General features: G+C 52.4%; 23 protein-coding genes. 8 read left to right on the top strand and 15 right to left on the bottom strand.

Translation table 11 applies throughout. From position 1 onward, the window contains the following. Window positions 1-75: 75 nt before the first annotated feature. Window positions 76-615 carry a YHS domain-containing (seleno)protein gene (locus tag ACQ0MK_RS18340; protein WP_430473826.1) on the top strand — a complete coding sequence of 180 codons (540 nt, stop codon included), beginning with the start codon at window positions 76-78 and terminating at the stop codon, window positions 613-615. Window positions 616-749: 134 nt separating this feature from the next. On the opposite strand, the gene ACQ0MK_RS18335 is transcribed toward ACQ0MK_RS18340, so the two are convergent. From ACQ0MK_RS18335 to ACQ0MK_RS18320, 4 genes are read right to left on the bottom strand one after another with little or no spacing between them, the layout of a single operon-like run. Further along, window positions 750-2,348, bottom strand: a complete 1,599-nt coding sequence (locus ACQ0MK_RS18335) for a gamma-glutamyltransferase family protein (protein ID WP_430473825.1) — start codon at window positions 2,346-2,348, stop codon at window positions 750-752. Between the two features lie 21 nt (window positions 2,349-2,369). Further along, a complete protein-coding gene (locus ACQ0MK_RS18330) occupies window positions 2,370-3,893 on the bottom strand; it encodes a tripartite tricarboxylate transporter permease (protein ID WP_430473824.1) in 1,524 nt (507 codons plus the stop codon). A 15-nt stretch (window positions 3,894-3,908) separates the two neighbouring features. Beyond that, entirely contained in the window at window positions 3,909-4,460 is a 552-nt protein-coding gene (locus ACQ0MK_RS18325; RefSeq protein ID WP_430473823.1) for a tripartite tricarboxylate transporter TctB family protein, read from the bottom strand. Beyond that, window positions 4,457-5,401, bottom strand: coding sequence for a tripartite tricarboxylate transporter substrate binding protein (locus ACQ0MK_RS18320; RefSeq protein ID WP_430473822.1), 945 nt, complete (start codon window positions 5,399-5,401; stop codon window positions 4,457-4,459). The genes ACQ0MK_RS18325 and ACQ0MK_RS18320 overlap by 4 nt, the downstream gene beginning before the upstream one ends. Window positions 5,402-5,637: 236 nt before the next feature. Here ACQ0MK_RS18320 and ACQ0MK_RS18315 point away from each other — a divergent pair, with 236 nt between their 5' ends. Further along, a complete protein-coding gene (locus ACQ0MK_RS18315; protein WP_430473821.1) occupies window positions 5,638-6,471 on the top strand; it encodes a sulfite exporter TauE/SafE family protein in 834 nt (277 codons plus the stop codon). A 113-nt stretch (window positions 6,472-6,584) separates the two neighbouring features. Beyond that, the gene (locus ACQ0MK_RS18310; protein WP_430473820.1) at window positions 6,585-7,256 is read left to right on the top strand and encodes a FadR/GntR family transcriptional regulator; all 672 of its coding nucleotides are present in this window, start codon (window positions 6,585-6,587) and stop codon (window positions 7,254-7,256) included. A gap of 81 nt (window positions 7,257-7,337) precedes the next feature. Here ACQ0MK_RS18310 and ACQ0MK_RS18305 read toward each other — a convergent pair whose 3' ends face one another. The 5 genes from ACQ0MK_RS18305 to ACQ0MK_RS18285 all read right to left on the bottom strand — a co-directional run bounded on the left by ACQ0MK_RS18305 (window position 7,338) and on the right by ACQ0MK_RS18285 (window position 12,360). After that, the gene (locus tag ACQ0MK_RS18305; protein WP_430473819.1) at window positions 7,338-8,096 is read right to left on the bottom strand and encodes an aspartate/glutamate racemase family protein; all 759 of its coding nucleotides are present in this window, start codon (window positions 8,094-8,096) and stop codon (window positions 7,338-7,340) included. Then, window positions 8,093-8,932, bottom strand: coding sequence for an ABC transporter permease (locus tag ACQ0MK_RS18300; RefSeq protein WP_430473818.1), 840 nt, complete (start codon window positions 8,930-8,932; stop codon window positions 8,093-8,095). The genes ACQ0MK_RS18305 and ACQ0MK_RS18300 overlap by 4 nt, the downstream gene beginning before the upstream one ends. 2 nt (window positions 8,933-8,934) lie before the next feature. After that, window positions 8,935-9,792 carry an ABC transporter permease gene (locus ACQ0MK_RS18295; RefSeq protein WP_430473817.1) on the bottom strand — a complete coding sequence of 286 codons (858 nt, stop codon included), beginning with the start codon at window positions 9,790-9,792 and terminating at the stop codon, window positions 8,935-8,937. Window positions 9,793-9,919: 127 nt separating this feature from the next. Next, a complete protein-coding gene (locus ACQ0MK_RS18290) occupies window positions 9,920-11,236 on the bottom strand; it encodes an ABC transporter substrate-binding protein (protein ID WP_430473816.1) in 1,317 nt (438 codons plus the stop codon). 38 nt (window positions 11,237-11,274) lie between these two features. Next, window positions 11,275-12,360 carry an ABC transporter ATP-binding protein gene (locus tag ACQ0MK_RS18285; RefSeq protein WP_430473815.1) on the bottom strand — a complete coding sequence of 362 codons (1,086 nt, stop codon included), beginning with the start codon at window positions 12,358-12,360 and terminating at the stop codon, window positions 11,275-11,277. Window positions 12,361-12,675: 315 nt separating this feature from the next. Between ACQ0MK_RS18285 and ACQ0MK_RS18280 the strand changes: the two genes are divergently transcribed. Beyond that, window positions 12,676-13,407, top strand: coding sequence for a GntR family transcriptional regulator (locus ACQ0MK_RS18280; protein ID WP_430473814.1), 732 nt, complete (start codon window positions 12,676-12,678; stop codon window positions 13,405-13,407). 110 nt (window positions 13,408-13,517) lie between these two features. Here the strand turns inward: ACQ0MK_RS18280 and ACQ0MK_RS18275 are convergent, their stop codons facing one another. Then, a complete protein-coding gene (locus tag ACQ0MK_RS18275; protein ID WP_430473813.1) occupies window positions 13,518-13,967 on the bottom strand; it encodes a PaaI family thioesterase in 450 nt (149 codons plus the stop codon). Window positions 13,968-14,288: 321 nt separating this feature from the next. Here ACQ0MK_RS18275 and ACQ0MK_RS18270 point away from each other — a divergent pair, with 321 nt between their 5' ends. Beyond that, a complete protein-coding gene (locus ACQ0MK_RS18270) occupies window positions 14,289-14,465 on the top strand; it encodes a hypothetical protein (protein ID WP_350044975.1) in 177 nt (58 codons plus the stop codon). A gap of 92 nt (window positions 14,466-14,557) precedes the next feature. Beyond that, a complete protein-coding gene (locus ACQ0MK_RS18265) occupies window positions 14,558-15,490 on the top strand; it encodes a LysR family transcriptional regulator (RefSeq protein WP_430473812.1) in 933 nt (310 codons plus the stop codon). A 38-nt stretch (window positions 15,491-15,528) separates the two neighbouring features. On the opposite strand, the gene ACQ0MK_RS18260 is transcribed toward ACQ0MK_RS18265, so the two are convergent. Together ACQ0MK_RS18260 and ACQ0MK_RS18255 are read right to left on the bottom strand one after the other, a co-directional pair. Further along, a complete protein-coding gene (locus ACQ0MK_RS18260; protein WP_430473811.1) occupies window positions 15,529-16,329 on the bottom strand; it encodes a sirohydrochlorin chelatase in 801 nt (266 codons plus the stop codon). 117 nt (window positions 16,330-16,446) lie between these two features. Continuing rightward, complete coding sequence (locus ACQ0MK_RS18255) at window positions 16,447-17,358, bottom strand: LysR family transcriptional regulator (protein ID WP_430473810.1); 912 nt, start codon at window positions 17,356-17,358, stop codon at window positions 16,447-16,449. A 146-nt stretch (window positions 17,359-17,504) separates the two neighbouring features. Here ACQ0MK_RS18255 and ACQ0MK_RS18250 point away from each other — a divergent pair, with 146 nt between their 5' ends. Beyond that, on the top strand, window positions 17,505-18,206 hold the full coding sequence (locus ACQ0MK_RS18250) for a pirin family protein (protein WP_430473809.1): 702 nt from the start codon (window positions 17,505-17,507) through the stop codon (window positions 18,204-18,206). A 38-nt stretch (window positions 18,207-18,244) separates the two neighbouring features. Then, on the top strand, window positions 18,245-18,718 hold the full coding sequence (locus tag ACQ0MK_RS18245; RefSeq protein ID WP_430473808.1) for a DoxX family protein: 474 nt from the start codon (window positions 18,245-18,247) through the stop codon (window positions 18,716-18,718). 75 nt (window positions 18,719-18,793) lie between these two features. Here the strand turns inward: ACQ0MK_RS18245 and ACQ0MK_RS18240 are convergent, their stop codons facing one another. The 3 genes from ACQ0MK_RS18240 to ACQ0MK_RS18230 form a co-directional block, all read right to left on the bottom strand. After that, window positions 18,794-20,269 (bottom strand): sensor histidine kinase, encoded by a 1,476-nt coding sequence (locus ACQ0MK_RS18240; RefSeq protein ID WP_430473807.1) that lies wholly within the window; start codon window positions 20,267-20,269, stop codon window positions 18,794-18,796. A 31-nt stretch (window positions 20,270-20,300) separates the two neighbouring features. Then, window positions 20,301-20,783, bottom strand: a complete 483-nt coding sequence (locus ACQ0MK_RS18235) for a hypothetical protein (RefSeq protein ID WP_430473806.1) — start codon at window positions 20,781-20,783, stop codon at window positions 20,301-20,303. A gap of 84 nt (window positions 20,784-20,867) precedes the next feature. Further along, window positions 20,868-22,052, bottom strand: coding sequence for an EAL domain-containing response regulator (locus tag ACQ0MK_RS18230; RefSeq protein ID WP_430473805.1), 1,185 nt, complete (start codon window positions 22,050-22,052; stop codon window positions 20,868-20,870). Window positions 22,053-22,112: the final 60 nt, after the last annotated feature.

The raw sequence follows: 22,112 nt of genomic DNA, 5'->3' as shown, positions 1-22,112 counted from the left end.
GTTCTTGATGACCTGAATCAACGATCATCTGCCAGTAACAAGCTGGTGATCAGTCCAAAATAAGGAGGTTTCTTCATGTCCGTCACGTCAAAAACATTCCGCACGTTCGGCGTCGCAGCGGCCCTTGGCATTGTATCAATCGGCGGCGTTATTACCATGTCGTCCCCGGCCACGGCCGCACAGGAAATCAATATTGTCGATGGTTATGCGCTACACGGATACGATCCGGTTGCCTATTTCACCATTGGCACGCCAACGCCGGGAAGTTCCGAATTCGTCGCTGATTACGATGGCGCAACTTACCGTTTTGCCAGTGCCGAAAATCGTGATCTCTTTAATCAGGACCCGGAACATTACGCACCACAATATGGTGGATTCTGTGCCTTTGGCACAGCGATGGGTCGCAAATTTGATGGTGATCCAACAGCATGGCGCATCGTTGATAGCAAGCTTTATCTCAATCTGAACAAACAGATTCAGGAACGCTGGCTTGTCGATATCCCGGGCTTCATTCGCGGTGCCAACCACAATTGGGAAATTATCGAACCTATCGAAGACGGCACATTGGCAAACGAAGCATCGGCCCCCGCAGGTCTGACAATCGGAGCACAATAACGCTTCTTCTCCGTAACCTTTCCGGGTCCCCCTGTCTCCTCCCTGTTGCCCGGAATAAAAATGGCCGGTCCAAATACATGGACCGGCCATGATTTTCAGGTGACTGCGATGCCGATCTGAAAAGTTGGAATTAATCAGTAACCAACGGCACAACCGTCTTTGCGTGGGTCAGACCCGGCAACATAACCGGCATCCGTCTTGGCAATAAGCTGTGCGCCACCAAACCCGAAATTGGTGCTGTCTGGTGTTTCAACCGCAATGGCGTGACCTTTGGCGTTCAGACCCTCAATCACATCCGCACCAAGCGATGCCTCAACCGCAACATTCAACCCCGAAAGAGCCTGCCAGCGCGGCGCATCAACAGCCGTTTGCGGGTCCTGTCCCCAAAGCTGGGTCCGCAATGTCATTTGCAAATGACCCTGCGACTGCATCGGCCCTCCCATGACGCCAAAGCTCATGATCGGATTGCCGGTATCGCTCATCAAAAAGGCCGGAATGATCGTCTGGAACGGACGTTTACCCCCCGCAACAAGGTTCGGATGCCCCGGTTTCAGGCTAAAGCCATGACCACGGTTCTGAAGGCTGATCGATGTACCCGGCACCACAACACCCGACCCGAAGCCCATATAGTTCGACTGAATGAACGACACCATCATGCCGTTTTCATCGGCTGCGCTGACATAAACCGTGCCACCATGTTTTGGCGCACCGGCTTTGAAATCCTGTGCCTTGCTGGTATCGATCAGGGCTGCACGCGATTTAAGATAATCATCGGACAGAAGATGTTCGACCGTCACATCGGTCATATGATCAAGATCGGCGACATAGGCCCGCATATCGGCAAAGGCCAGTTTCATCGCTTCGATCTCAAGATGAAGGGCCTCGACCGAATCAGGGCTGTAATCGGTGATGTTGGTATGACGCAAAATGCCAAGGGCGATCAGGGCTGAAATACCCTGTCCGTTTGGCGGAATTTCATGCAGCTTCACCTTGCCAAAGCTTTGCGAAATGGTGCCAACCCAGTCAGCTTTGTGACTGGCAAGGTCTTCTTCGGACAGCACCGCGCCATTTTCCGCCGCAAAACCCGCAATCTTGGTCGCAAGTCGACCGCGATAGAAGCTTTCACCCTTGGTTTCGGCAATATCGATCAGGCTTTCAGCAGCGGCTTTATTGACGAACAATTCACCGGCCTTTGGCGCCTTGCCACCGGGCAGAAAGGCCTCGGCAAAGCCCGGCTGCTTGCCCAAAAGATCCCCGCCTTTTTCCCAAAGGGTGGCAATGATCGGGGAAACGGCAAAACCGCGTGATGCATAGTCAACAGCCGGTTCAAACAGCTTCTCGAACGGAAGTTTGCCGAATTTATCGGAGATTTCGCGCCATGCTGAAACCGCACCGGGAACCGTTACAGATTCCCAGCCACGCTGGGGCATCTTCTCGGCACCGGCAAACCGTTCCGGTGTCCACGCCGCCGGGGCACGACCGGATGCGTTCAAGCCATGCAGTTCCTTGCCATCCCAAATAATCGCATAGGCGTCTGAGCCAAGCCCGTTGCCGGTTGGTTCAACCACGGTCAGCGCAATGGCAGATGCCAGTGCAGCATCAGCAGCATTACCGCCCGCAAGCAACATGCGCAAACCCGCCTGTGCCGCAAGCGGCTGGGATGTCGAAACCATATTGCGCGCCAACACCGGTGACCGGCGTGAGGCATAAAGCGCGTCATGACGAAGTTTCATTGGAGTCTCCTAAGCTGGGGCTTAATCGCCGCCTTGTTCATCGGTGGCAGGACGGTCTTTTTTTCGCATTTTCAGAACCGAGCGGACGCTAAACACCACCGACAGCAAGGCTGCTGCCAGCAATACAGCTGAAATCGGTCGGGTAAAGAACACTGTCCAGTCCCCGTCACTCATCAGCGCGCGCCGCAAATTGGTTTCGGCAATCGGACCCAAAATCACACCTAGCACCAAGGGTGCCAACGGGTAATCAAGGGATTTCAACCCATACCCAACCAGACCAATCGCCCCCAAAAGATACAGGTCCGTGACACGGTTGTTCAGGGCAAAGGCACCAATCACACAGCAAATCATCACGGTGGGGATAATGAACTGTTTGGGAATGTCGGTCACGCGCAGGAACAACCGCATGGACAGCACACACACCACCAACATCATCAAAGATGCCACGACCATGGCGACAAACATGCCATATGCCAGATCAGGATGATCCATGATCAGGCGCGGGCCAACCGAAATGCCATGCACCATCAGGGCCGCCATCAAGATCGCATCAACCGCCGATCCGGGAATGCCCAAGGCAATCATCGGGATCAAACCACCCCCCGCCGTGGCAGAGTTGCCGGCCTCGGACGCAATCACGCCATCCGGCGTGCCTTTGCCAAATTCTTCCGGCGTTTTTGAACTGCGTTTGGCCTGATCATAGGCAAGCAAATTGGCAATCGAGCCACCCGCACCCGGAAGGGCACCAATAAACACGCCAATCAGCGATGACCGCACCAGATTAACCGGATGCATCAGAACTTCGCGCATCACCGCCCAGGTTTTAAATTCGATCACATCAGGGATCAGCGCCCCTTTGTTTTCGGCTTTGCCGTCATCTTCGACTTCGCCCATCAACTGGCTGATCGCGAAAATACCGATCAGAACAATCAGGAACGGAAGGCCGGGCATCAGAATGTCTGATTCAAAGGTCAGGCGCGGGCGTCCCATCATCGGGTCCGGACCAATGGTCGCCAGACCAAGACCGATCACACCGGCGATCAGGCCGCGCATCAATGAATTCCCGACAAGGCTTGCAACAATCGTCAGGGCAAACACGATCAGCGAGAAATATTCCCACGGACCAAGCTTGACCGCGATCAGCGCCAATGGCGGGGCCGCAACAATCAGAATGATGGTCGAAATGACCGTCCCGAAGAACGACGACCACACACCAAGCGAAAGGGCGCGTCCCGGTTCACCGCCACGCGCCATCGGATAGGCATCAAAGGTGGTCGCAACCGAACTTGGCGTTCCGGGAATACCAAGCAACGCCGCACTGATCAGACCACCGGTATATCCACCGACATAAACTGACAGCATCACCGAAACACCCTGCAGCGGGTCCATGGTAAAGGTCAGCGGCAAGGTCAGGATAATCGCCATGGTCACGGTAAAACCGGGAATGGCCGCAGCAACGATCCCGGCAACGGAACCGATCAGCATGTAAATCAGGGTATCAAATGCGAAAACCTGATGGGCACCGGCAAGAAATGCATCCAACATGATCGTAAACTTCTATTAGCCCGCGAACAAAATGCCGCGCGGAAGAAACACGTTAAAGACCTCGGCAAACAGCAGATTCAAGCCAACCGAGAAAATCAGGGCGGCGATCAGAGACTGAATAACGGTCTTTTTCGAAATGCCTGCGATCATAAGCTGGGTGATCAGCAGAAAAACAAAGGTCGCAAGCGAGAACCCGGCATAAGGTAAGACGCCAAGATAAATCACCAGAAGACCAAACAGCGCAAAGGAGATCCGGCGGGTTTTGACCCAACCGCACAACGCTTCGCCAAGGCCGTCAAGCTGACCGGCTTTGCGGATATCGACGACCGCACGAACCGCCGAAATCAGACACAGCACCGCCAGAACGCCAAAGACCAGTTGCGGAAATGACCCCGCACCAAGTGGCTCCCAACGTGACGTTGGCAATTCCCCTGCCCGAACGGACAGATAAACCGATCCAAGACCGAAAACGATGTATGAAACCAGCCGCGCGAATTCTGTTCTTGCACGAGAAGCAGCGGATGCCAATGCACCCGCTGCTGCTGATTTCTCAGCCCCGTTCGTCATCCTGCGAGCTTGCCAACCAGACGGTTAACAGTGTCAGACAGTTTGCCGAGATAGGCTTTGTATGCGTCCTGGCCAAGGAAGACCGGTGCCGAACCAACATTTTCGATTTTGGTGCGAACGTCTTCGTTCTGCATGACTTTTTCCAGATGTGCTTCAAGCGCATCGGCAACATCCTGCGGGGTGCCTTTCGGAAGAACCACACCACGGGTCACGGCCAGATCAAGATCCTGACCAAGCTCTTTAAAGGTCCGAACATCCGGCTCTTCTGCAGTGCGCTCTGGCATGCCAACAGCAGCAAAGATCAGATCGCCATTTTCAACAAACTGACCGGCTGACGAAACATCGCCAATCGCAACGTCAATGTTCCCACCTACCAGCGCACGGATACGCTGACCGGTACCTTCATACCCGACATAGGAAAACTCGATTCCAAACGCGTCTTCAATCATCGCCATGTGCAGATGCGGAACACCTGCAAGTGTTACACCGGCGCGAACTGCACCCGGATGTTCTTTGGCATAGGCAACCATTTCTTCAAAGTTCGAGAAATTGTCGTTCTTTGAAAGCGTCAGGTATTGCGGGGATGAGGTCACCAAAGCGATCGGCATGAAGCTGTCCCAGTTCAGATCGGTAATACCGGTACCGTTCGAGATCAGAAGACCTTCATGAATCTGGGAAATGGTATAGCCATCCGCCGGACGTTTGGCGAATTCAGCCAAACCGACATTGCCGCCAACGCCGGGCATGTTGATCACGGGAACGGCTTTGCCGGTTTCTTCGGCAAGACCCTGTGCAACAAGGCGCATCAGCGTATCACTGCCGCCACCCGGACCCCAAGGGACGATGAATTCGATCGGCTTTGTCGGATAGTCCTGTGCCTGGGCCGGGCCTGCAATGGCTGCCGCCATCAGACCAGCGGCAACAGCAATCTTGCGGAACATGTCAGTGCCTCCTGATATAATCTTCTGAATCAATTGAAACCAATATCAATTTGGTTCCTACATTTTGTCGTCATATTGTTGTCATCTGAATATTGTATCCGCAAGCCTAAAAACGCAGAGCAGCAAATTTTTGGCAATATTTTGCGTTTTATTGCGCAAAATCGTTGCCAAGGAGCGTATTCTGGCGTTAGTACGAATAAGATATAATCATAAAAATTGGTTTGGATTGGTTTGAGATGATTGAAATTGAAGGCACCATGAGCCTCTATCTGATTTGGGGCGCCGCCATGCTGTTCGCGGGCGTCGTGGGCGGAATCATGGCCGGGCTTTTGGGGGTCGGCGGCGGGATTGTCATTGTCCCGGTGCTGTATCATTTTTTGACCACGATGGGGGTCGACGAATCCTTGCGGATGCAGGTTGCTGTCGCGACATCGCTGACCACAATTATCGCCACCGCCATTTCATCAACGCGCAGCCACTATAAGAAGGGATCGGTCGATATCGCCCTTCTGAAACACTGGGGCCCGGCGATTGTTGTTGGCGTGATTATCGGCACAGCCATCGGCGGCCTTGCCGATGGCCGGGTCTTGACCATTGTGTTTGCCGTCGTCGCACTTTTGGTTGCTGCGAATATGATTTTGGTCAAAGACCGCGAAACCGACGTGGCCAAGAACCCACCCAAATCGGTATGGGCCATCCTTGGCATCATCGCCGGAAGCCTATCGGCCATGATGGGAATCGGCGGCGGCACCATTTGTGTTCCAGTGTTGAATTTCCTTGGCTATGACATCCGACGCGCCGTTGGAACCGCGGCTGCAATCGGTTTGATCATCGCCCTTCCCGGCACAATTGGTTACGCCATGTCCGGTATCGGTGTTGATGGCCGACCGCCATTTTCAATCGGCTATGTCAATGTGCTGGCCGCAGCGCTGTTGATCCCGATGACGGTTCTGTGTGCACCAATTGGCGCGCGCATTGCCCATTCCATCCCACGCCGTGCGCTTCGCATGTGTTTTGGTCTGTTTCTTGCCATTACATCTTTGCGGATGTTCTATGATCTGCTTAGCTGATATCAGATCACTATGATCTTCGGTCCGAACCAGTCCTCTGGGAATAAGTGCCATAAAAATAAGGGTGCGGATTGGTTCGGCTACAGGGAACGCCATAAAAATGAATAAAGACCATGAATGACTTTGCGACCCAAGGGCTGGCTGAAAAGCTTAAATCCGGTTTTGCCAGCGGCGCGTTTGTCAAAGACGGGCGCGTGATTGCCGAACGTAACCTTGCCGAGGAACTTGATGTTGGCCGCCGTGCGCTGCGCAAGGCGCTTGATCTGCTTGAAGCGGATGGTCTTATCTGGCGCCGTCAGGGGCAAGGCACCTTTGTCGGCACCCCGCCAACCCCGCGCCTGCGCAAACTTGAAGGCATTGCTACCAAAACCAGCCCGTTTGAAATTATGGAAGTCCGTCAGGAAATCGAACCGTCAATGGCGCGTTTCGCGGCGCTCCGCGCATCCCAAGGTGACATTGATACCATGCGGAGCATGGTCGAAAACGCTGCCCTTGCCACGACACAGGGCGAATATGAAAAATGGGATGCGGCCTTTCACCAGAAACTTGCCGAGTCGGTTAAAAACACCCTGTTTCTCGCTGTGTTTGAAGCCGTCAATGCCGTGCGCCGTGATGCCGCATGGGCCCGCATGCGCGAAAGCAGCCATTCCGGTAGCCTGATCAATGATCTAAGCGCGCAGCACCGTGACATTGTCGATGCCATCGAACAGCGTGACCCCAAACGCGCCGAAGACGCCATGCGCCGCCATCTGGCGCAGGTCGAACAGGCCCTCAAACAAGCCTGATCTTGATCCCACGAAAAACGGGCCAAGGTTTCCCCGGCCCGTTTTTATGTCACCCCTAAAAGGCGATGTAATTCTGATGGTTTAGACCGATGGTGCGAACCCGGCAAACATCCCGTGATAGGCCTTCATCGGCGGGCTGGCATAGGCACCGGCCTTACTGGTGCGAAGGCCCAGCATTGCCATCGCTTCGATCATTTTGACCGCGGCACTCACCCCGTCAATGACCGGCACACCAAGCTCATCACGCAATCTGTCGGCAATGTCGGTCATGCCTGCACAGCCCAGAACAATTGCCTCGGCTCGATCATTTAAAAGGCAGGCCTCCGCCTGATTTTTCAAAGCAGCATAGGCCGCACCGGCATTCGCCCCTTCAAAATCAAGCGTCCGAACCCCGGCTGAGCGCACAACACACTGCGATGCTGCCCCGTATTTTCCCACCAGATGTTCAAGCGGTCGGACGGAAACCGCCATCGGCGTGACAATGGCAAAGCGCGATGAAACGGCCGCTGCCATGCGAAGGGCAGCTTCACAAAGACCCAGAACCGGTGCAGAACTTAAACAGCGCGCGGCATCGACCCCGGTATCGTCAAAGCAGGCTACAACATACCCGCCGATGGGATCGGTAAGTTGCTCTGGTGTGGCTTCAAGTTCACGAATGACGGACAACAACCCGACACTGGCAAATGCTTCGTCGTAATAGCCTTCGATGCTATCTGGGCCAAATTTCGGATTAAGGGCGATGACATCGGTATCTGTTGCGACAATCTTTTTGGCCTGATCGCCGACCTTGTTGGTAAATCCCGTCGACATATTGGGATTGATCACCGCAATCTTGCTCATGCTTTCGCCCCCTTACGACGGCGCAAAAGCAATACCGAGCCAAGGGCAATGCCAATCACAATAAACGAGAACCCGGTGGTCACAGTCCCCAGCGCATAAAGAACCGGTGTGGTGACATTTGTCGTCATGCCATAAATCTCGAGCGGCAAGGTATTGAGCGATCCCGCCGTCATCAAGGTGCGGGCAAATTCATCGTAAGACAGGGTGAATGAAAACATCGCAACCCCGATCAAGCTTGGCCCGACCATCGGCAAGACAACATATTGAATGGTTTGCCAGTTGCTGGCTCCCAAATCGCGTGCGGCTTCCTCATAGGACGGATCAAACCGGTTAAACACCGCAAACATGATCAAAAGCCCGAACGGGAACGTCCATGTCAAATGCGCACCAAGGGCTGATGTGAACCATTGCGGTTGCCATTCGATAATGTTGAACAGCAAACCAATCCCAAGCGAAATCAGGATTGAGGGCACGATCAAACTGGCAATCGCCAGATAAAAGATCACGCTGTCACCGCGGAACCGACGGCGGAAAGCAAGACCGGCCATAAAGGACACAACGACCGTCACCACCATGACAATCAAACCAAGCTTCAACGATCTGGCAAAGGACCCGCCAAAATCACCGACCGCCTGACGTTCAAACAGATTGCCGAACCAATGGAACGAAAACCCGTTCATTGGAAATGTCAGACCACCATTTTCACCCTGAAATGACAGGATAAAGATCGTTAGCATCGGCCCATAAAGAAACAGGACAAACAGGGCAAAGAAAGCAGCGAGGATGTAAAAACTCAAGGGGCGCCGTTCACGTGTTTTCGGGATGCTCCGGGTCATGATCACAGCTCCTTTCGGATATCAACAAGGCGCAAAAGCCCCGTCACGATCAAAAGAACCGTGATCAACAGCACCACCGCACTGGCCGCCGCCGCAGGATATTGCAAAAGCCCGATTTCATTGGAAATCTGCAAACCGACCGATGCACTTTGCCCACCACTCATCAAGCGGACCGTGATGAAATCACCCATCACCACCGTAATGACGAAGATTGACCCAATCGCAATGCCCGGTTTGGACAGTGGCACGATAACGGATTTAAGCGTTTCAAACCCGCTGGCCCCGGCATCACGGGCCGCCTCGATCAAGGAACGATCAATGCGCATCATGGAATTGAAAATCGGAACCACCATGAACAGGGTATAGAGATGCACATCTGCCAACACGACTGCGAAATCGGAAAACAAAAGGAACTCTAAGGGTTGATCAACAATGCCAAGATTGATCAGCGCCGAGTTTAAAAGCCCGTTTCTGCCCAAGAAGGGAATCCACGAAATCATCCGGATGATGTTTGACGTCCAGAACGGGATGGTACAGACTATGAAAAGCACGATCTGCCATGTCAGGCTGCGCACATGGAACGCCAGGAAATAGGCTACCGTAAACCCGATCAACAGGGTAAATCCCCATGTCAGGGCGGCGTATTTCAATGTGTTGAGATAGATTTTCCAGGTCACAGAAGACCCAAGCAGATAGCTGTAATTTTCAAAAATAAAATCAGGCAGAATCCGGTATTCGTCGTAATCCCAAAAACTGACAACAACGATGGTCAGAAGCGGGATGACAAGAAAGATCGCAAAGATCGCCGCCATTGGCGAGATCAGAAAATAAGACGATCGTTTGGACGTATCAGAAGCCATGGTCTGTCCCTGAATGCCTGCCGGAATAAATGGTCAAATAAGGAATGATCAAGTCTGGCATTTGAAATCAATTAATCTGGGTGCCGGGCGCGGCATAAACCGCGCCCGAACAATGTTTGTCGCCAAATTATGCAGCGATGAACTCATTCCATTTGCGGATCATGTGCTTGTTCTCGTCCATGACAGAGTTCCAGCACGCGACCGAGCCCATACGGGCTTCGTAAGAACCGCCATCGCGAACCGCACCTGCTTTTTCCATAACCTTGCCATCCGGGCTAAGAACGTCGCCCTGTGCCGCTTTGCCTTCCATCCAGAAGCCCCATTCGTCTTCGGACATGAATTTCTGCGCGGTTGCCGGTGCAGCACTATAGTAACCCTGACGGTTAAGATACGCACCAACCCAGCCAGATAGGTACCAGTCGATATATTCATAAGCTGCTTCAAGTTCGAGACCCGAAAGATGCTTGGCCAGACCAATACCGCCGCCCCATGCACGGTAGCCTTCTTTAAGCGGCTGGTACTTACAAGCAATGCCTTTGGAACGAACGGCAGCAACGGCAGGTGACCACATGGACTGAATAACAACTTCACCAGATGCCATCAGGTTGACCGACTCATCGAAGCTTTTCCAGAACGCACGGAATTGACCGGCTTTCTTGGCATCGATCATAACCGCGATGGTTTTATCGATTTCTTCCTTGGTCATGTTGCCTTTGTCACCATAGGAAACTTCGCCCATGGCTTCGCAAACCATTGCCGCATCCATGATGCCGATCGATGGAATGTTCAGGATCGATGCCTTGCCTTTGAATGCCGGATCAAGAAGGTCGGCCCAGCTATCAATCGGGCGATCAATCAGGTCAGGGCGAATACCAAGGGTATCTGCATTATAAATGGTCGGAATCAGGGTCATCCACTGGGTCGGTGCGGATGCAAATTCAACGCTATCTGCACCTTCAACAAAGCCAACCGTATGCGGCGCGGTCCCTTGGGCAATTTCGGAATCCGGGGTCAGTTTGCCCGTGATGAACAGCTTGGAAATCGCGTCATAGTTCTTAAGCTTGGTGGTGTCCATCGGCTGCATGGTGCCCGCCGGGAAAACCTTTTTACAAATCCAGTATTCGATATCAGCAATATCAAACGAATTTGGCTGGGTTACGGCACGCTGGGCAACTGCATCGGAATCAAGTGCGGTCATCTGCAGGGTAAAACCAAGGTCTTCTTTTACCTTGTCTGCAACGGCATTGATGTTTGAAACACCCGTCCCGAACTGGCGCAGCGTCACATTTTTAATGTTCTGCGCCCAGATGGTCGGAAAGCCGGTAATGGCACCTGAACCGATGGCGGCACCGGTTACGGCTGCTGCACCTTTAACAAAACCGCGGCGTGATACGCCGGTATCGGTAGCAAGATTCTTCGCTGATTTTTTCATATCGATCGTCATGTGAAGCACTCCTGATAGTTTGTTTGGTTTGTTTTGATTTACGCCAGAACATGTGCGTGTTCGGGCTTCCAGTAGGCGATGAACTTGTCCTGTCGCCTTACTGGCGCCTGCCGAAATTCGCTTTCGGTCTTCATCAGGGTTATTTCCTTGCCGTCGCTTGTTGTCGCGACGATCCTTACCCACAGGCCGAGATATTCGACCGTGGTAATTTCAACGGCAATTTGTCCGTTTTTGGTGTCTTCCGGGGCGGTTTCATCCAGACCAATCAGGTCGGTACGAATGGTAAACTCAAGGTCTTCACCCACTTTGCCATCAGCAAAACCCGGCAGGAAAAAGCTGTTTTCTCCGCGCGCAAGCAAGGTGCCTGCGGGGCCAGATTCTGAAACCGTGCCTTTGAAGATGTTTTGACCGCCCATGAAATTGGCGATGAAACGCGATTTGGGCTGATTGAAGATTTCCTGCGGGCTGCCTTTTTGGCGAATGACCCCGTCTTCCATCACCACCACAATATCCGAAAGGGCCAGTGCCTCGTCCTGAGCATGCGTGACATGAACGAAGGTGATGCCAAGTTCCTGCTGCAAACGGCGCAATTCATCGCGCATCCGGGCACGCAAAAACGGATCAAGGGCGGATAATGGTTCATCAAGCAACAGAACCGATGGTTCGGTAATCAGGGATCGCGCCAATGCGATGCGCTGCTGCTGCCCACCAGAAAGTTGGTCGGGCTTACGATCTGCGAATTCTTCCATATGAACCCGTGCAAGCATTTCCTTGGCGCGTTCTTTGCGATCCGGTGCGGAGACGCCCTGCATCTTGAGGCCAAAGGCAACGTTCTCCGCACAGGTCATATGCGGGAAAAGTGCGTAATTCTGGAACATCATCGCCGTGCCGCGCTTAACGGGCGGCAGTTCGGTCACATTGCGATTTCCAATCAGAAGATCGCCTTCGCTGATCACTTCGTGACCGGCAATCATACGCAGCGTCGTCGACTTACCGCAGCCCGATGGGCCGATCAAACAGCAATACGCCCCTGCTGGAATTTGCAGATCAATGGATTTGACCGCCTGTGTGCTGCCATAAAACTTACTGACAGCAATTAACTCAATGGCTCCGTCGCCCTTCATCCGTCCACCCATCGCTGCATGCAAAATTGTTAACAATCATGTTGTCGATCTTAGGCAAATTGCGTGCCATTTGTTTTTATTGGCAGATTCATGCGGGTTTACGGAAGTGTCGCCTTGTAACCATTGGGCCTTGTGCTTGTTTTCTACCCATCTTTTGCGCAAAATTTACGCATTTTGGTTTCATTGATGAGATTCTATGCAATCCTTTAGAAAGCGGAGAAATAGTTCGGTGAGATTTTTTATTGTCTAAATCGTCAACAATTTTGTAGAAACATATGACGCCTAAAAATATGAACGACGGAAAGTAACGTCACGATGGCCAAGGCCGAAGAAACCGGCAGCTATAAAGGCAGCGAAAAGCTGCGCCCGGAGGAAATGATCTATCAGGAAATGCTCGATGCGATCCTTGATCGCCGGTTGGAGCCGGGCATGAAACTGATTGAAGAAGATCTGGCCAAGACATTTGGCGTCAGCCGTGCCCGCATTCGCGCGACGTTCCTGCAACTTGCTCATGACAAGCTGATCAATCTTGTGCCCAATCGCGGCGCCTTTGTTGCCGAACCGACCATTGACGAAGCCATCGAAGTTTTTTCGGCGCGGCGCATGATCGAAGACGGGGTTGCCCGCAAGGTCGCCACCAGCATGACCGATGCGCGCGCCGCACAGATCAAGAACCATCTTGATCGTGAACATGCTGCCCATCATGACGGTGATCACCGTGCTGCCATCATTCTATCGGGCGAGTTTCACCTTCTGCTGGCCCGCCTGACCGGTAATCTGGTGATTGAAGAGTTCCTCGAACGCCTCATTTTGCGAAGCTCGCTGATCATTGCCATGTATGAAAGCCCGCAGCCCGTGGATTGCTCGCATACGGAACATGACCAATTGCTGAACGCACTTCTCAGCGGTGATCCCGATATCGCTGCGGCTGAAATGTCCCGCCACCTTGACGCCATTCGTGACCGGCTCCAGCTTCAACGCCCAAAGCCCGGAAAAACCGACTTTGCCAGCATCTTTGGCCGTGCGCCAAAGTCAGAAGCCAGCTGATGTCGACAGTTTATACTCCTGCTCAGAATATCTAGCGGATTATGATAAACGGCCCGTACGCTCTAAAATCCCAATATTTTCTGATTTGTATGAGGAATAAGAAGCCCGCCTCAAATACCGCGCGGCACCCCGTTAGGATCATCACTGCCTCGGTGATATTTAAACGTCCCGGTCGAAGTCCCTATCACATCGCCATCGGCGTTGTAGGCGGCTGCTTCGGTAAAGACGATTTTGCGTCCGCCACCCTGTTTTCGCGCAACCACACGTACGACACCGTCCTTGGCCATCCCGATAAAATTGGTGGTCAGCGACAGGGTCATGGTTTTGCGGACATTGCCCGCCACTGGGCAAAAACACACCGCATAGCCACATGCCGTATCCATCAAAGTGGTCAGAATCCCACCATGCAAAATGCCGATGCGGTTGCGATGGAAATCCTTTAATTCAAGTTCGACCACCGCATGGTTATCGACCCATTCCACCAGCCTGTAGCCAAGATGATCCTGCACAGCGCTGCCGTGGGCCTGCTCATAGGCAAGGTTTTCGTCAATATCGGTCATGTGCGGGGCCCTTGTTCTAAATGTTTTCCAAGCTATAGCAGATATCGCGTAATGCGAAAATCGCGCTGAATTTCAGATATCTGGATCGTAAGAGTTGCACATTCCGCGCCCCTACAAAACGATCAAACAGCTATTTTCATTCTAAAACTTCAATACTTTTGCGCAACGCAACATTGAATAACTGTTTATTTTCAAATTATTAATGACATCGTTCTCCAATCAAGAACGGGATAGCAGTGAGGCGAGAATAGTCGGATGCAAACCCGTTTGGTATTTCTGAAATCACCAAAGACAAAGACGCTGTCGCAAAGGAACAAAGCCATGACGACGATTGCTTACAAAGACGCAACCAGCATTGAACGTGAAGTCCGCACCGGCTGGTTCACCAGCTTTGTCCGTGCGCTTCAGGTTGCAGTGATCATGAAAGCATCTCAGGCCAAAAATCACGCAGAACTGACTGCGGATTGGAACAAAGCATGGCGTCAGGTCGAGGGTTAATTCCCCCTCGCCAATGCTGGTTGCGACGATCTGCACATCACTGCACCAGCAAAGCTCTTGACGCTTCGGGTTGAACCACCGAAAACGGTTCCATGCAAAAGTTTGATATTGTAACGATCCGGCTTTTCGTCGCCATCGTGCGCGCCGGAAGCATCAATGAAGCCGCAAGGCGCGAACATATCGCGACCTCGGCTGTTTCACGCCGCATTGGTGAACTTGAAGCCATGCTGGGCGTCAAACTGTTGCGCCGTCTGCCACGCGGGGTCGAACCGACCGAAGAAGGCACGATCTTTGCCCGGTATGGCGAAAAGCTTCTGGGCGATCTGAACCATCTTTCCAATGAATTGCGCGATTTTAACGCCGGTGAAAAAGGCAAAATCTATCTTGCTGCTGTTACCTCGGCGATCCTGACCGGCCTTCCGGCCTTTCTGGCCGATTTCGAACGCGACTTCCCCCACATTACAGTCGATGTCCGCGAACTGACATCGCGCGAAAGTGCAGAAGCCGTGCGCGAAGGCCGTGCCGATCTTGCCATTCTGGCTGATAACAGCCCGCTTGGTAATCTGTCCCATGATGTATTTTGCGATGATCCGATCTGGGTGGTGACCCCCAAAGGCCATCCGTTGATCCCGAATGCGAACAATCCCAAGCCGGTCAAATTCACCGAAGCTGCCAAATATGACATCATATCGCTGCATGAAGGCGGGGTGATTGATGATTTGATCTCTGAAGCCGCATCCAAAATCAAACTGGATATGCATCCCCATATCAAAGTTGTCCGGTTCGGGTCCTTGCGTCAGATGATTGCAGCAGGCCTTGGCATCGGGTTCCTGCGCAAAAGTTCAGTCGCTGGGTATCTTGGCCATATCAACATCGCCGGTGCGCCAATTGCCGATGACTGGGCCAAACGCCAATTGCTGATCGCGCATGAAGGGGATGCCAATCTGACCAGTGCGGCGCGATTGTTCCGGGACTATCTTTTGAAAAAGTCATCAGAAACCAGCTTCAAGCCGGTTTTGGGATAAGGCCCGCCCGACGGATCAGATCAATCATAAAGGCCGCGTTATGCAGAACGGGCCACCTGTTCGGACAATATGTCACGCCCGGTCGGGCCAAGCGGGACGGCCTGCCCGCCAAAGCAGACAACGTGACGTTCTGCCTCGGCCAGAATAAGGTCGGGAAGTTCTGCCCATTGACCGATTGGGGGCAAAAGCTCGATTTCCTCGCCGTTCTTGGCATCAATCATTTCCGGTAAATCTTCGCGGGCGTGCATTCCCCCACCCGCCAGCATCGGCAGGATCAGGGCGTTTTTGCGCGATCCGATATCACGCCAGTCGGTAAGGGATGGTTTGCCTTCGATATTGCCGATGCACATTTCCGCACCACCACAGATACGCCCAAGGCGTTGACCAAACTGAATGGTTTCGGGCAAAGGTTCGGTCAGCGTTTTCAATCCATGCGGAACCAGAAATACCGACGTTTCATCCGCCTTCCAGCCTTTGCGCACCATAGCAGCCCGCACATGTCGGGCGACCATTTCGTCAAATCCCGGAAGATTCAAGGCCGATGGCAGTACAACCGTATCATGCAGACCTGCACGATCAAGATCACTTGGCAATTCTTCGGACACCAGATAGCCTTCACTAAAGAACAGTGGAAAAACGATCAGACGCGCCGGGTCCCCTGCATTTTTCAAGGCATCCAGTTGCGATGAGAAGGACGGTTTGCTGCGCATATAGCCATGGCTGACCACCCCGTTCCAATCAGGTGCAACGATTCTGGCCAAATCACCTGCCGGATCACCGCCATTACCGCTATTGCCATGCGACACCATCATCAGTGTTGGCATTTCAAATTTTGTCATGTCATGCCACCTCATCCGTATTGCGTTGTTTGAAGCCTAGTTCGTATTACGCAGGACGCAAGGTGTTGGATTGCGCAATCTGAAAAATATCGCGGTGAAACTTCTGATTTCATATCGCTATTGCACGAGATCCCAGCGCGGATGATCGCCAAACCGGTCATGGATAAACGCCACCAACAGCCGGATACGCGACGCGAGTTGGCGGCTTGGTGGATACAGCAGATATAAAAACAGCTCTGCCGGGGCATACTCACAAAGAACTGTCACCAAACGCCCGGTTTGCAGTTCCGGCCCGGCGATAAAAGTCGGCAATTCTGCAATCCCCAACCCGGCCAATGCCGCATCACGCAGGACTTCGGCATTGTTGCAGCAAAACACACCATTAACCTGAACCGCAGCCGGTCCGTTCGGCCCGGTCATTTTCCAACTCGCCCCAGATGGTAAATTGCCATAATGCAAACAGGGCAGATGCGTCAGATCGCGCAAATCTTTGGGTTCGCCATATTCGCGGACAAAATCAGGCGATGCGCACAAAACCCGGCGGACAGGAACAATTTCATGATCAATAAGGGCCAGTGTCTCGGACGGGCGACTGATCCGGACGGTCATATCGAACCCGTCGGCAACCGGATCAATAAAATGATCATCAAGCGTCAGTTCCACTCGAATATCGGGATAAGCGCGCGCAAACTCGACCAAAGCCGGCCCCAGATGCAGGGTACCAAACGACATTGGCGCATTGATCCGAATGTCCCCGGCGGGTTTGTCGCGACTTTCACGAATGGATTCCTCCGCATCCCCCAAATCAGCCAAAATACCTTTCGCGCGTTGGTAAAAGGCCTGACCGGTCGGGGTGACCGAAACCTGGCGGGTTGTCCGGTTTAAAAGCTGCACCCCCAAATCATCTTCAAGCGCTGCAACCGCCCGGTTCACTTGCGATCGGGATTGGCCAACCGTTCGGGCCGCTGCGGCAAAGCTGCCATCTTCGACGACGCGAATGAAGTTTTGCAGGCTTACCAGCTTGTCCATGATGATCGATCCCTGTGGTCAACAACACAATATGACGCATGATTGTTGCATAACACGCAACACTGTGGGTGATATTACGATAATTGTCTCATTTTGTGAAAAGGGTATTCTGTCTCCAACAGAAAACATCCTTATTGGAGGTTCAGATGATTATCAAAATAGATGCAGACACCCGTGGCCGCGCACAGTTTGGCTGGCTTGATTCCAACCACACCTTTTCGTTCGGCCACTATTACGATGCCAACCGCATGGGTTGGGGACCGCTTCGGGTGATCAACGAAGACCGCGTTATTGCCGGTGCCGGTTTTGACACCCACGGCCACAAGGACATGGAAATCATCTCGTATGTTCTTGATGGCGCGCTTGAACATAAAGACAGTATTGGCACCGGGTCGGTCATCCGTCCGGGACGCCTACAACGCATGACGGCAGGAACAGGCATTCGTCATTCGGAATACAACCATTCCAAAACCGATCCGGTTCATTTCCTGCAAATCTGGGTCATTCCAGAAGCAGCCGGACTCGAGCCGGGTTACGAAGAAAAGGAAATCGCACGTAGCGATACCGGTTCGGGCCTGACCCTGATTGGCAGCCGGGATGGCCGTGAGAATTCCGTCACCATTCATCAGGATATCGATCTTTTTGTCGCCCACCTGAATGACGGTGAAACAGCCAGCCACAAGATCGAAAAAGGCCGCATTGCGTGGGTTCAGGTTGCCCGCGGTAGCCTGACAGTGAATGGTGAAAAACTTAATGCCGGTGATGGTGCCGCCATCAAAGACGAAGACGAACTTGTCTTTAGCGATGCCGACACCGCAGAAGCCCTTGTATTTGACATGGTGGCCTGAGCTGCAAAAACGCGCTCGCCATCTTCAGGAGACGTATTATGACTTCAAACATATCAACTGAAAAAACCCGCACGATCATTCCGGCCCTTGGCGGCCTATGGTCGGCTTTGGAACCGCTTTCCCCGGTTATTATCCGTGTCACCGCCGGTCTCTTGATGGTGCCGCACGGCGCACAAAAACTGTTTGGTGCCTTTGGCGGCTATGGCCTTGAAGGAACCGCAGGATGGCTTGAAAGCATTGGTTTTGTCCCGGGCTTTGCCTTTGCCCTTATGATTGGGCTTCTTGAATTTGTTGGCGGCTTGATGCTGACAGTTGGTCTTTTGACCCGCCCGGTTGCCGCAGCTGTCCTGATCTTTATGGCTGTTGCAGTCAGCACCCATCTTCCAGCCGGTTACTTCTGGAACGAAGGCGGATTTGAGATGCCCTTAATGTGGGCACTTCTGGCCCTGTCGGTTCTGATCCACGGTGGTGGGAAATTCTCGATTGATCGCAAGATCGGTTACGAATTCTGATCTGCTGAATATGCCATGACTTATCAAAACGGGCCGTCTTCAAGACAGCCCGTTTTTCATTTCCGTTGCGAAGATTCAGGGCAGTAATGTGTTCAGATCACTCCGACCTTCAGCACGATCAGCAGAAGATTTATGCCCGGCACTCTGATCTGGTTTTGGCAATCTGATCACGAATTCTGCCCCGTCGATATAGTCAGACGACAATGTCAGATCGCCATTGAAATCGTCTTGGATCAGTTTGCGACAGATCGGCAAACCCTGTCCGGTGCCGACACCACGTTCCTTGGTTGTGAAGAAATAATCAAAGATGCGGTCCCGCAATTCTTCCGGCACACCCGTTCCGCTGTCTCGCAGACGAATATAGATATTCGTGTCATCCGAGCTCACGGCAAGATCAATCCGGCCGCGCCGCTGTCCACTTTCCTTGATCGCCTGAGACGCATTGACAATCAGGTTGATCAGGGCCTGGGACAGATGGTTTCGACGGCCCTTTACCTCGACCAGATCGGTCTGCATCACCACTTCAAGATCGGCAATATGCTTGACCTGATTGCGGGTCAGCGTGATTGCCGTATCGATTTCTTCGGTGATCGAGATCAGTTCAACATCATCGGTAGCAGGATGGGCAAATTTACGAATGCCGCGCACAATTTCGGCAATCCGGTCCAGCCCCTGAATGCTTTCATCAATTGCCAGCGGGATTTCTTCGGACATGAAATCGATCTTGTCTTTATCAAGATTAAGCGTTGCCGACGCGCTTGAACCATCGCACTGAACGGCCCGGACAAGCTCCGAAAAACTATCAGACAGAAATTCCAGATTATTCTGGATATATTGTGCCGGCGTATTGATTTCGTGTGCCACGCCACCTGCCAACGTTCCCAATGCGTGCATCTTGGCATAGTCGGCGGCCTCTTCGATGACTTCCTGTTCCTGGCGCGCCTTTTGTGCCGCGATGTCAGCCGCAAACACCCGTTGGCGTTGGCGGATCATAAACCCGCCCAAAAGCCCCATGACAACAACACCGGTAAAGAACAAATAGGACAGGGTCTCAATATCGGACTTAACACCGCTAATGTTATTGGCATTGTAGTCCGATACAAAATTCGTTGTTCGAACAACAGCCTTCTGAAGGCGTTCATCCATCGGCTCAAGCAAGCGATAAAGTTCGCTTAGCTTGGTTTGCGGGTTCTCGGTCTTGGCAAGAGCATCATCAATTTTTCCGATTTGCACTTCAAGCAACTCGATCATTGATGAGACTTCTGGGATGGTGAAAAGCGCCTTGAAACCATCGCCATCGCGCAGCAAATGGGCACGGCTTACCAAGATTTCATAATCAAGCAGGATTTGTTCAACGGCTTCATCATGCATTCCTGCACGGCCAAGGGTAGCTTCGATATCGCGCTGCACAACGAAATACTGGCGCTGAATCTGAAAAACAGCCCAGACAAAGTTTTCACGATAATTGAACCGTTCATCTTCAAGCTGTCGGACAATTGCCGTCGACAAAATTGCATACAGGGCGACAAACAGGACCAATGCAACAAACATTGATCGTCCTGCTGAGCCAAACAAGAAGCCTTTAATTCTGCGCATCAACCGACTTCACTTGCCAAACGGAATATGACCAATAGTTGTCAGTTTGAAGCCGGACGTCGGAATCATAGGGAAAAATCACCCAAAACGGTCCCTTTTCGCGGATCGACATTTCGGCATCATTGAGATGATAGGTCAGGATTGCGCCATCTTCGCGCAACACATTGGTCGGGACCATCACACTGTAATCATTGAGTGCGGAAACACTTACAGTGTCGGAATCGATCCCATGTGTCTCAAACAGCTCCTTGAAGGAAACCCCGCTAAACTTCTGCACACCGGTGGTCCAGGGTGTTGAGGTATAAAATTCGGTCACAGGCATTTCCACGAGCTGTTCCATGGAAAGCGTAATGACGCTGCCATCTGCCTTTGTCATGCTGAGCGTTCCACCGGCAATTGCGGGTGTGGCAAACAAACCGATGATGCTCACCACCATCACAAGCAACTTTTCAAAGCTTTTCATCTTCATATCGACGCTCCATTGCATGAGAAAGAGTGGTCACGACCAGTAGGAATCGCAATGCCTGTGAGGCCATTTTAGCGGAAATTTTGATCAACCCGAAGCACTTAGCGTCGTCAACACAGTGGCTTCCCAATCTTCAAGGGGAATTGGCCTGCCAAAATGGAACCCTTGGAGTTCGGTAATACCGTAAATTTGCAGCTTCTCGGCCAGTTGACGGCTTTCAATTCCTTTGGCCGAAATGGACAAACCCATTTTCGAGCACACTTGCGCAATCCATTCGATGAAAGCATCGTCAAGGAAGTCGGTCATGCATCCGCGCACCAGATCCCGGTCAAGTTTGATCCCGGCATAAATTTCATGGCGCAGCAGTTCTAGCGAATTGTTCCCGGAGCCAAAATCATCAATCAAAAGCGCAATACCGCGTTCGCGCATGCGGCTGGCACTTGCCTGCAATTCCTCATCATCAAGTCCAATCTGACTCTCAGCGATTTCATAAGTAATGCGCACGCCGCGCATCCGCATTTTTTCATAAAACCGGATGATCAGCTCAAGGCATTCCGGTGTTTTGAGCGAATAGGCCGAAATATTCACCGCAATATTGGCATTCTCACCAAACAGAACCCGATACCGAGGTGCCTGATCGATCATGATCGCGATCAAATGACTGGTCAGACGGTTGATCACCGGATGGTCGCGGCAAGCCTCGAATATCTCGTCGATGCCAAATTCTTTTTCGACTGTCGGCATCCGGCACAGGATTTCAGCCCCGCAGAAACTCATGTCACTTGCGCGAAATCTGGGCTGCAACACCGTGTGTAGATCACCGGCCTCGATGGCGGCATTCACCATCAAGGGAGTCAGGTTTCCATCAATTTTTGGGGCACAAGATTTGGTTTGGATCGTGCGTTCAATTGCCTCTTTAAGAACACTGATTGAAACCGGCTTTGACAATACCCGGGTGATCATTGCCTGATTGATCGCTTCACGCAAAGATATGCTTGAAACCGTCCCGGACAACAAGATGCGGCTCACCGACGGGGCCATACGCGCGGCCTGCTTAAGGAAGGAAACACCGTCCAGTGTTGGCATCACCAAGTCAGCAATGACCAGATCGGCCCGGTCGCTATTAAGCGCCAGCCAATCCAATGCAGCCTGCCCATTCGAATAGGTGACGAAGTCAAAACTGCCCGACAGGGTACGGCGCACCGCAGCCAGCAGTTTTTCATCATCATCAACCATCAAAACAACAGGACGGTTATTGCCGACCATTTCCATAAATGGACAACCCCATACTTCCAAAATAACGTGAATTTCTGCTTCGAAGCGCCTTGGATC

The organism is Thalassospira lucentensis (genome assembly GCF_050516545.1).
Taxonomy (GTDB): domain Bacteria; phylum Pseudomonadota; class Alphaproteobacteria; order Rhodospirillales; family Thalassospiraceae; genus Thalassospira; species Thalassospira lucentensis_C.
Note: the sequence above shows the minus strand (reverse complement) of the source record. Positions and strands in the feature narration are given on the sequence as shown.

Coding starts and splice junctions, on each gene's coding strand:
- ACQ0MK_RS18275 (WP_430473813.1), bottom strand. CDS start 13,967: ATGACCGATATTGACGAAAACCTTGCCTATGAGCAGGCCCACGGCAGC.
- ACQ0MK_RS18300 (WP_430473818.1), bottom strand. CDS start 8,932: ATGACCCGGAGCATCCCGAAAACACGTGAACGGCGCCCCTTGAGTTTT.
- ACQ0MK_RS18340 (WP_430473826.1), top strand. CDS start 76: ATGTCCGTCACGTCAAAAACATTCCGCACGTTCGGCGTCGCAGCGGCC.
- ACQ0MK_RS18280 (WP_430473814.1), top strand. CDS start 12,676: ATGGCCAAGGCCGAAGAAACCGGCAGCTATAAAGGCAGCGAAAAGCTG.
- ACQ0MK_RS18270 (WP_350044975.1), top strand. CDS start 14,289: ATGACGACGATTGCTTACAAAGACGCAACCAGCATTGAACGTGAAGTC.
- ACQ0MK_RS18255 (WP_430473810.1), bottom strand. CDS start 17,358: ATGGACAAGCTGGTAAGCCTGCAAAACTTCATTCGCGTCGTCGAAGAT.
- ACQ0MK_RS18315 (WP_430473821.1), top strand. CDS start 5,638: ATGATTGAAATTGAAGGCACCATGAGCCTCTATCTGATTTGGGGCGCC.
- ACQ0MK_RS18250 (WP_430473809.1), top strand. CDS start 17,505: ATGATTATCAAAATAGATGCAGACACCCGTGGCCGCGCACAGTTTGGC.
- ACQ0MK_RS18295 (WP_430473817.1), bottom strand. CDS start 9,792: ATGGCTTCTGATACGTCCAAACGATCGTCTTATTTTCTGATCTCGCCA.
- ACQ0MK_RS18285 (WP_430473815.1), bottom strand. CDS start 12,360: ATGAAGGGCGACGGAGCCATTGAGTTAATTGCTGTCAGTAAGTTTTAT.
- ACQ0MK_RS18235 (WP_430473806.1), bottom strand. CDS start 20,783: ATGAAGATGAAAAGCTTTGAAAAGTTGCTTGTGATGGTGGTGAGCATC.
- ACQ0MK_RS18290 (WP_430473816.1), bottom strand. CDS start 11,236: ATGACGATCGATATGAAAAAATCAGCGAAGAATCTTGCTACCGATACC.
- ACQ0MK_RS18330 (WP_430473824.1), bottom strand. CDS start 3,893: ATGTTGGATGCATTTCTTGCCGGTGCCCATCAGGTTTTCGCATTTGAT.
- ACQ0MK_RS18320 (WP_430473822.1), bottom strand. CDS start 5,401: ATGTTCCGCAAGATTGCTGTTGCCGCTGGTCTGATGGCGGCAGCCATT.
- ACQ0MK_RS18310 (WP_430473820.1), top strand. CDS start 6,585: ATGAATGACTTTGCGACCCAAGGGCTGGCTGAAAAGCTTAAATCCGGT.
- ACQ0MK_RS18305 (WP_430473819.1), bottom strand. CDS start 8,096: ATGAGCAAGATTGCGGTGATCAATCCCAATATGTCGACGGGATTTACC.
- ACQ0MK_RS18230 (WP_430473805.1), bottom strand. CDS start 22,052: ATGGAAATGGTCGGCAATAACCGTCCTGTTGTTTTGATGGTTGATGAT.
- ACQ0MK_RS18325 (WP_430473823.1), bottom strand. CDS start 4,460: ATGACGAACGGGGCTGAGAAATCAGCAGCAGCGGGTGCATTGGCATCC.
- ACQ0MK_RS18265 (WP_430473812.1), top strand. CDS start 14,558: ATGCAAAAGTTTGATATTGTAACGATCCGGCTTTTCGTCGCCATCGTG.
- ACQ0MK_RS18335 (WP_430473825.1), bottom strand. CDS start 2,348: ATGAAACTTCGTCATGACGCGCTTTATGCCTCACGCCGGTCACCGGTG.
- ACQ0MK_RS18260 (WP_430473811.1), bottom strand. CDS start 16,329: ATGACAAAATTTGAAATGCCAACACTGATGATGGTGTCGCATGGCAAT.
- ACQ0MK_RS18245 (WP_430473808.1), top strand. CDS start 18,245: ATGACTTCAAACATATCAACTGAAAAAACCCGCACGATCATTCCGGCC.
- ACQ0MK_RS18240 (WP_430473807.1), bottom strand. CDS start 20,269: ATGTTTGTTGCATTGGTCCTGTTTGTCGCCCTGTATGCAATTTTGTCG.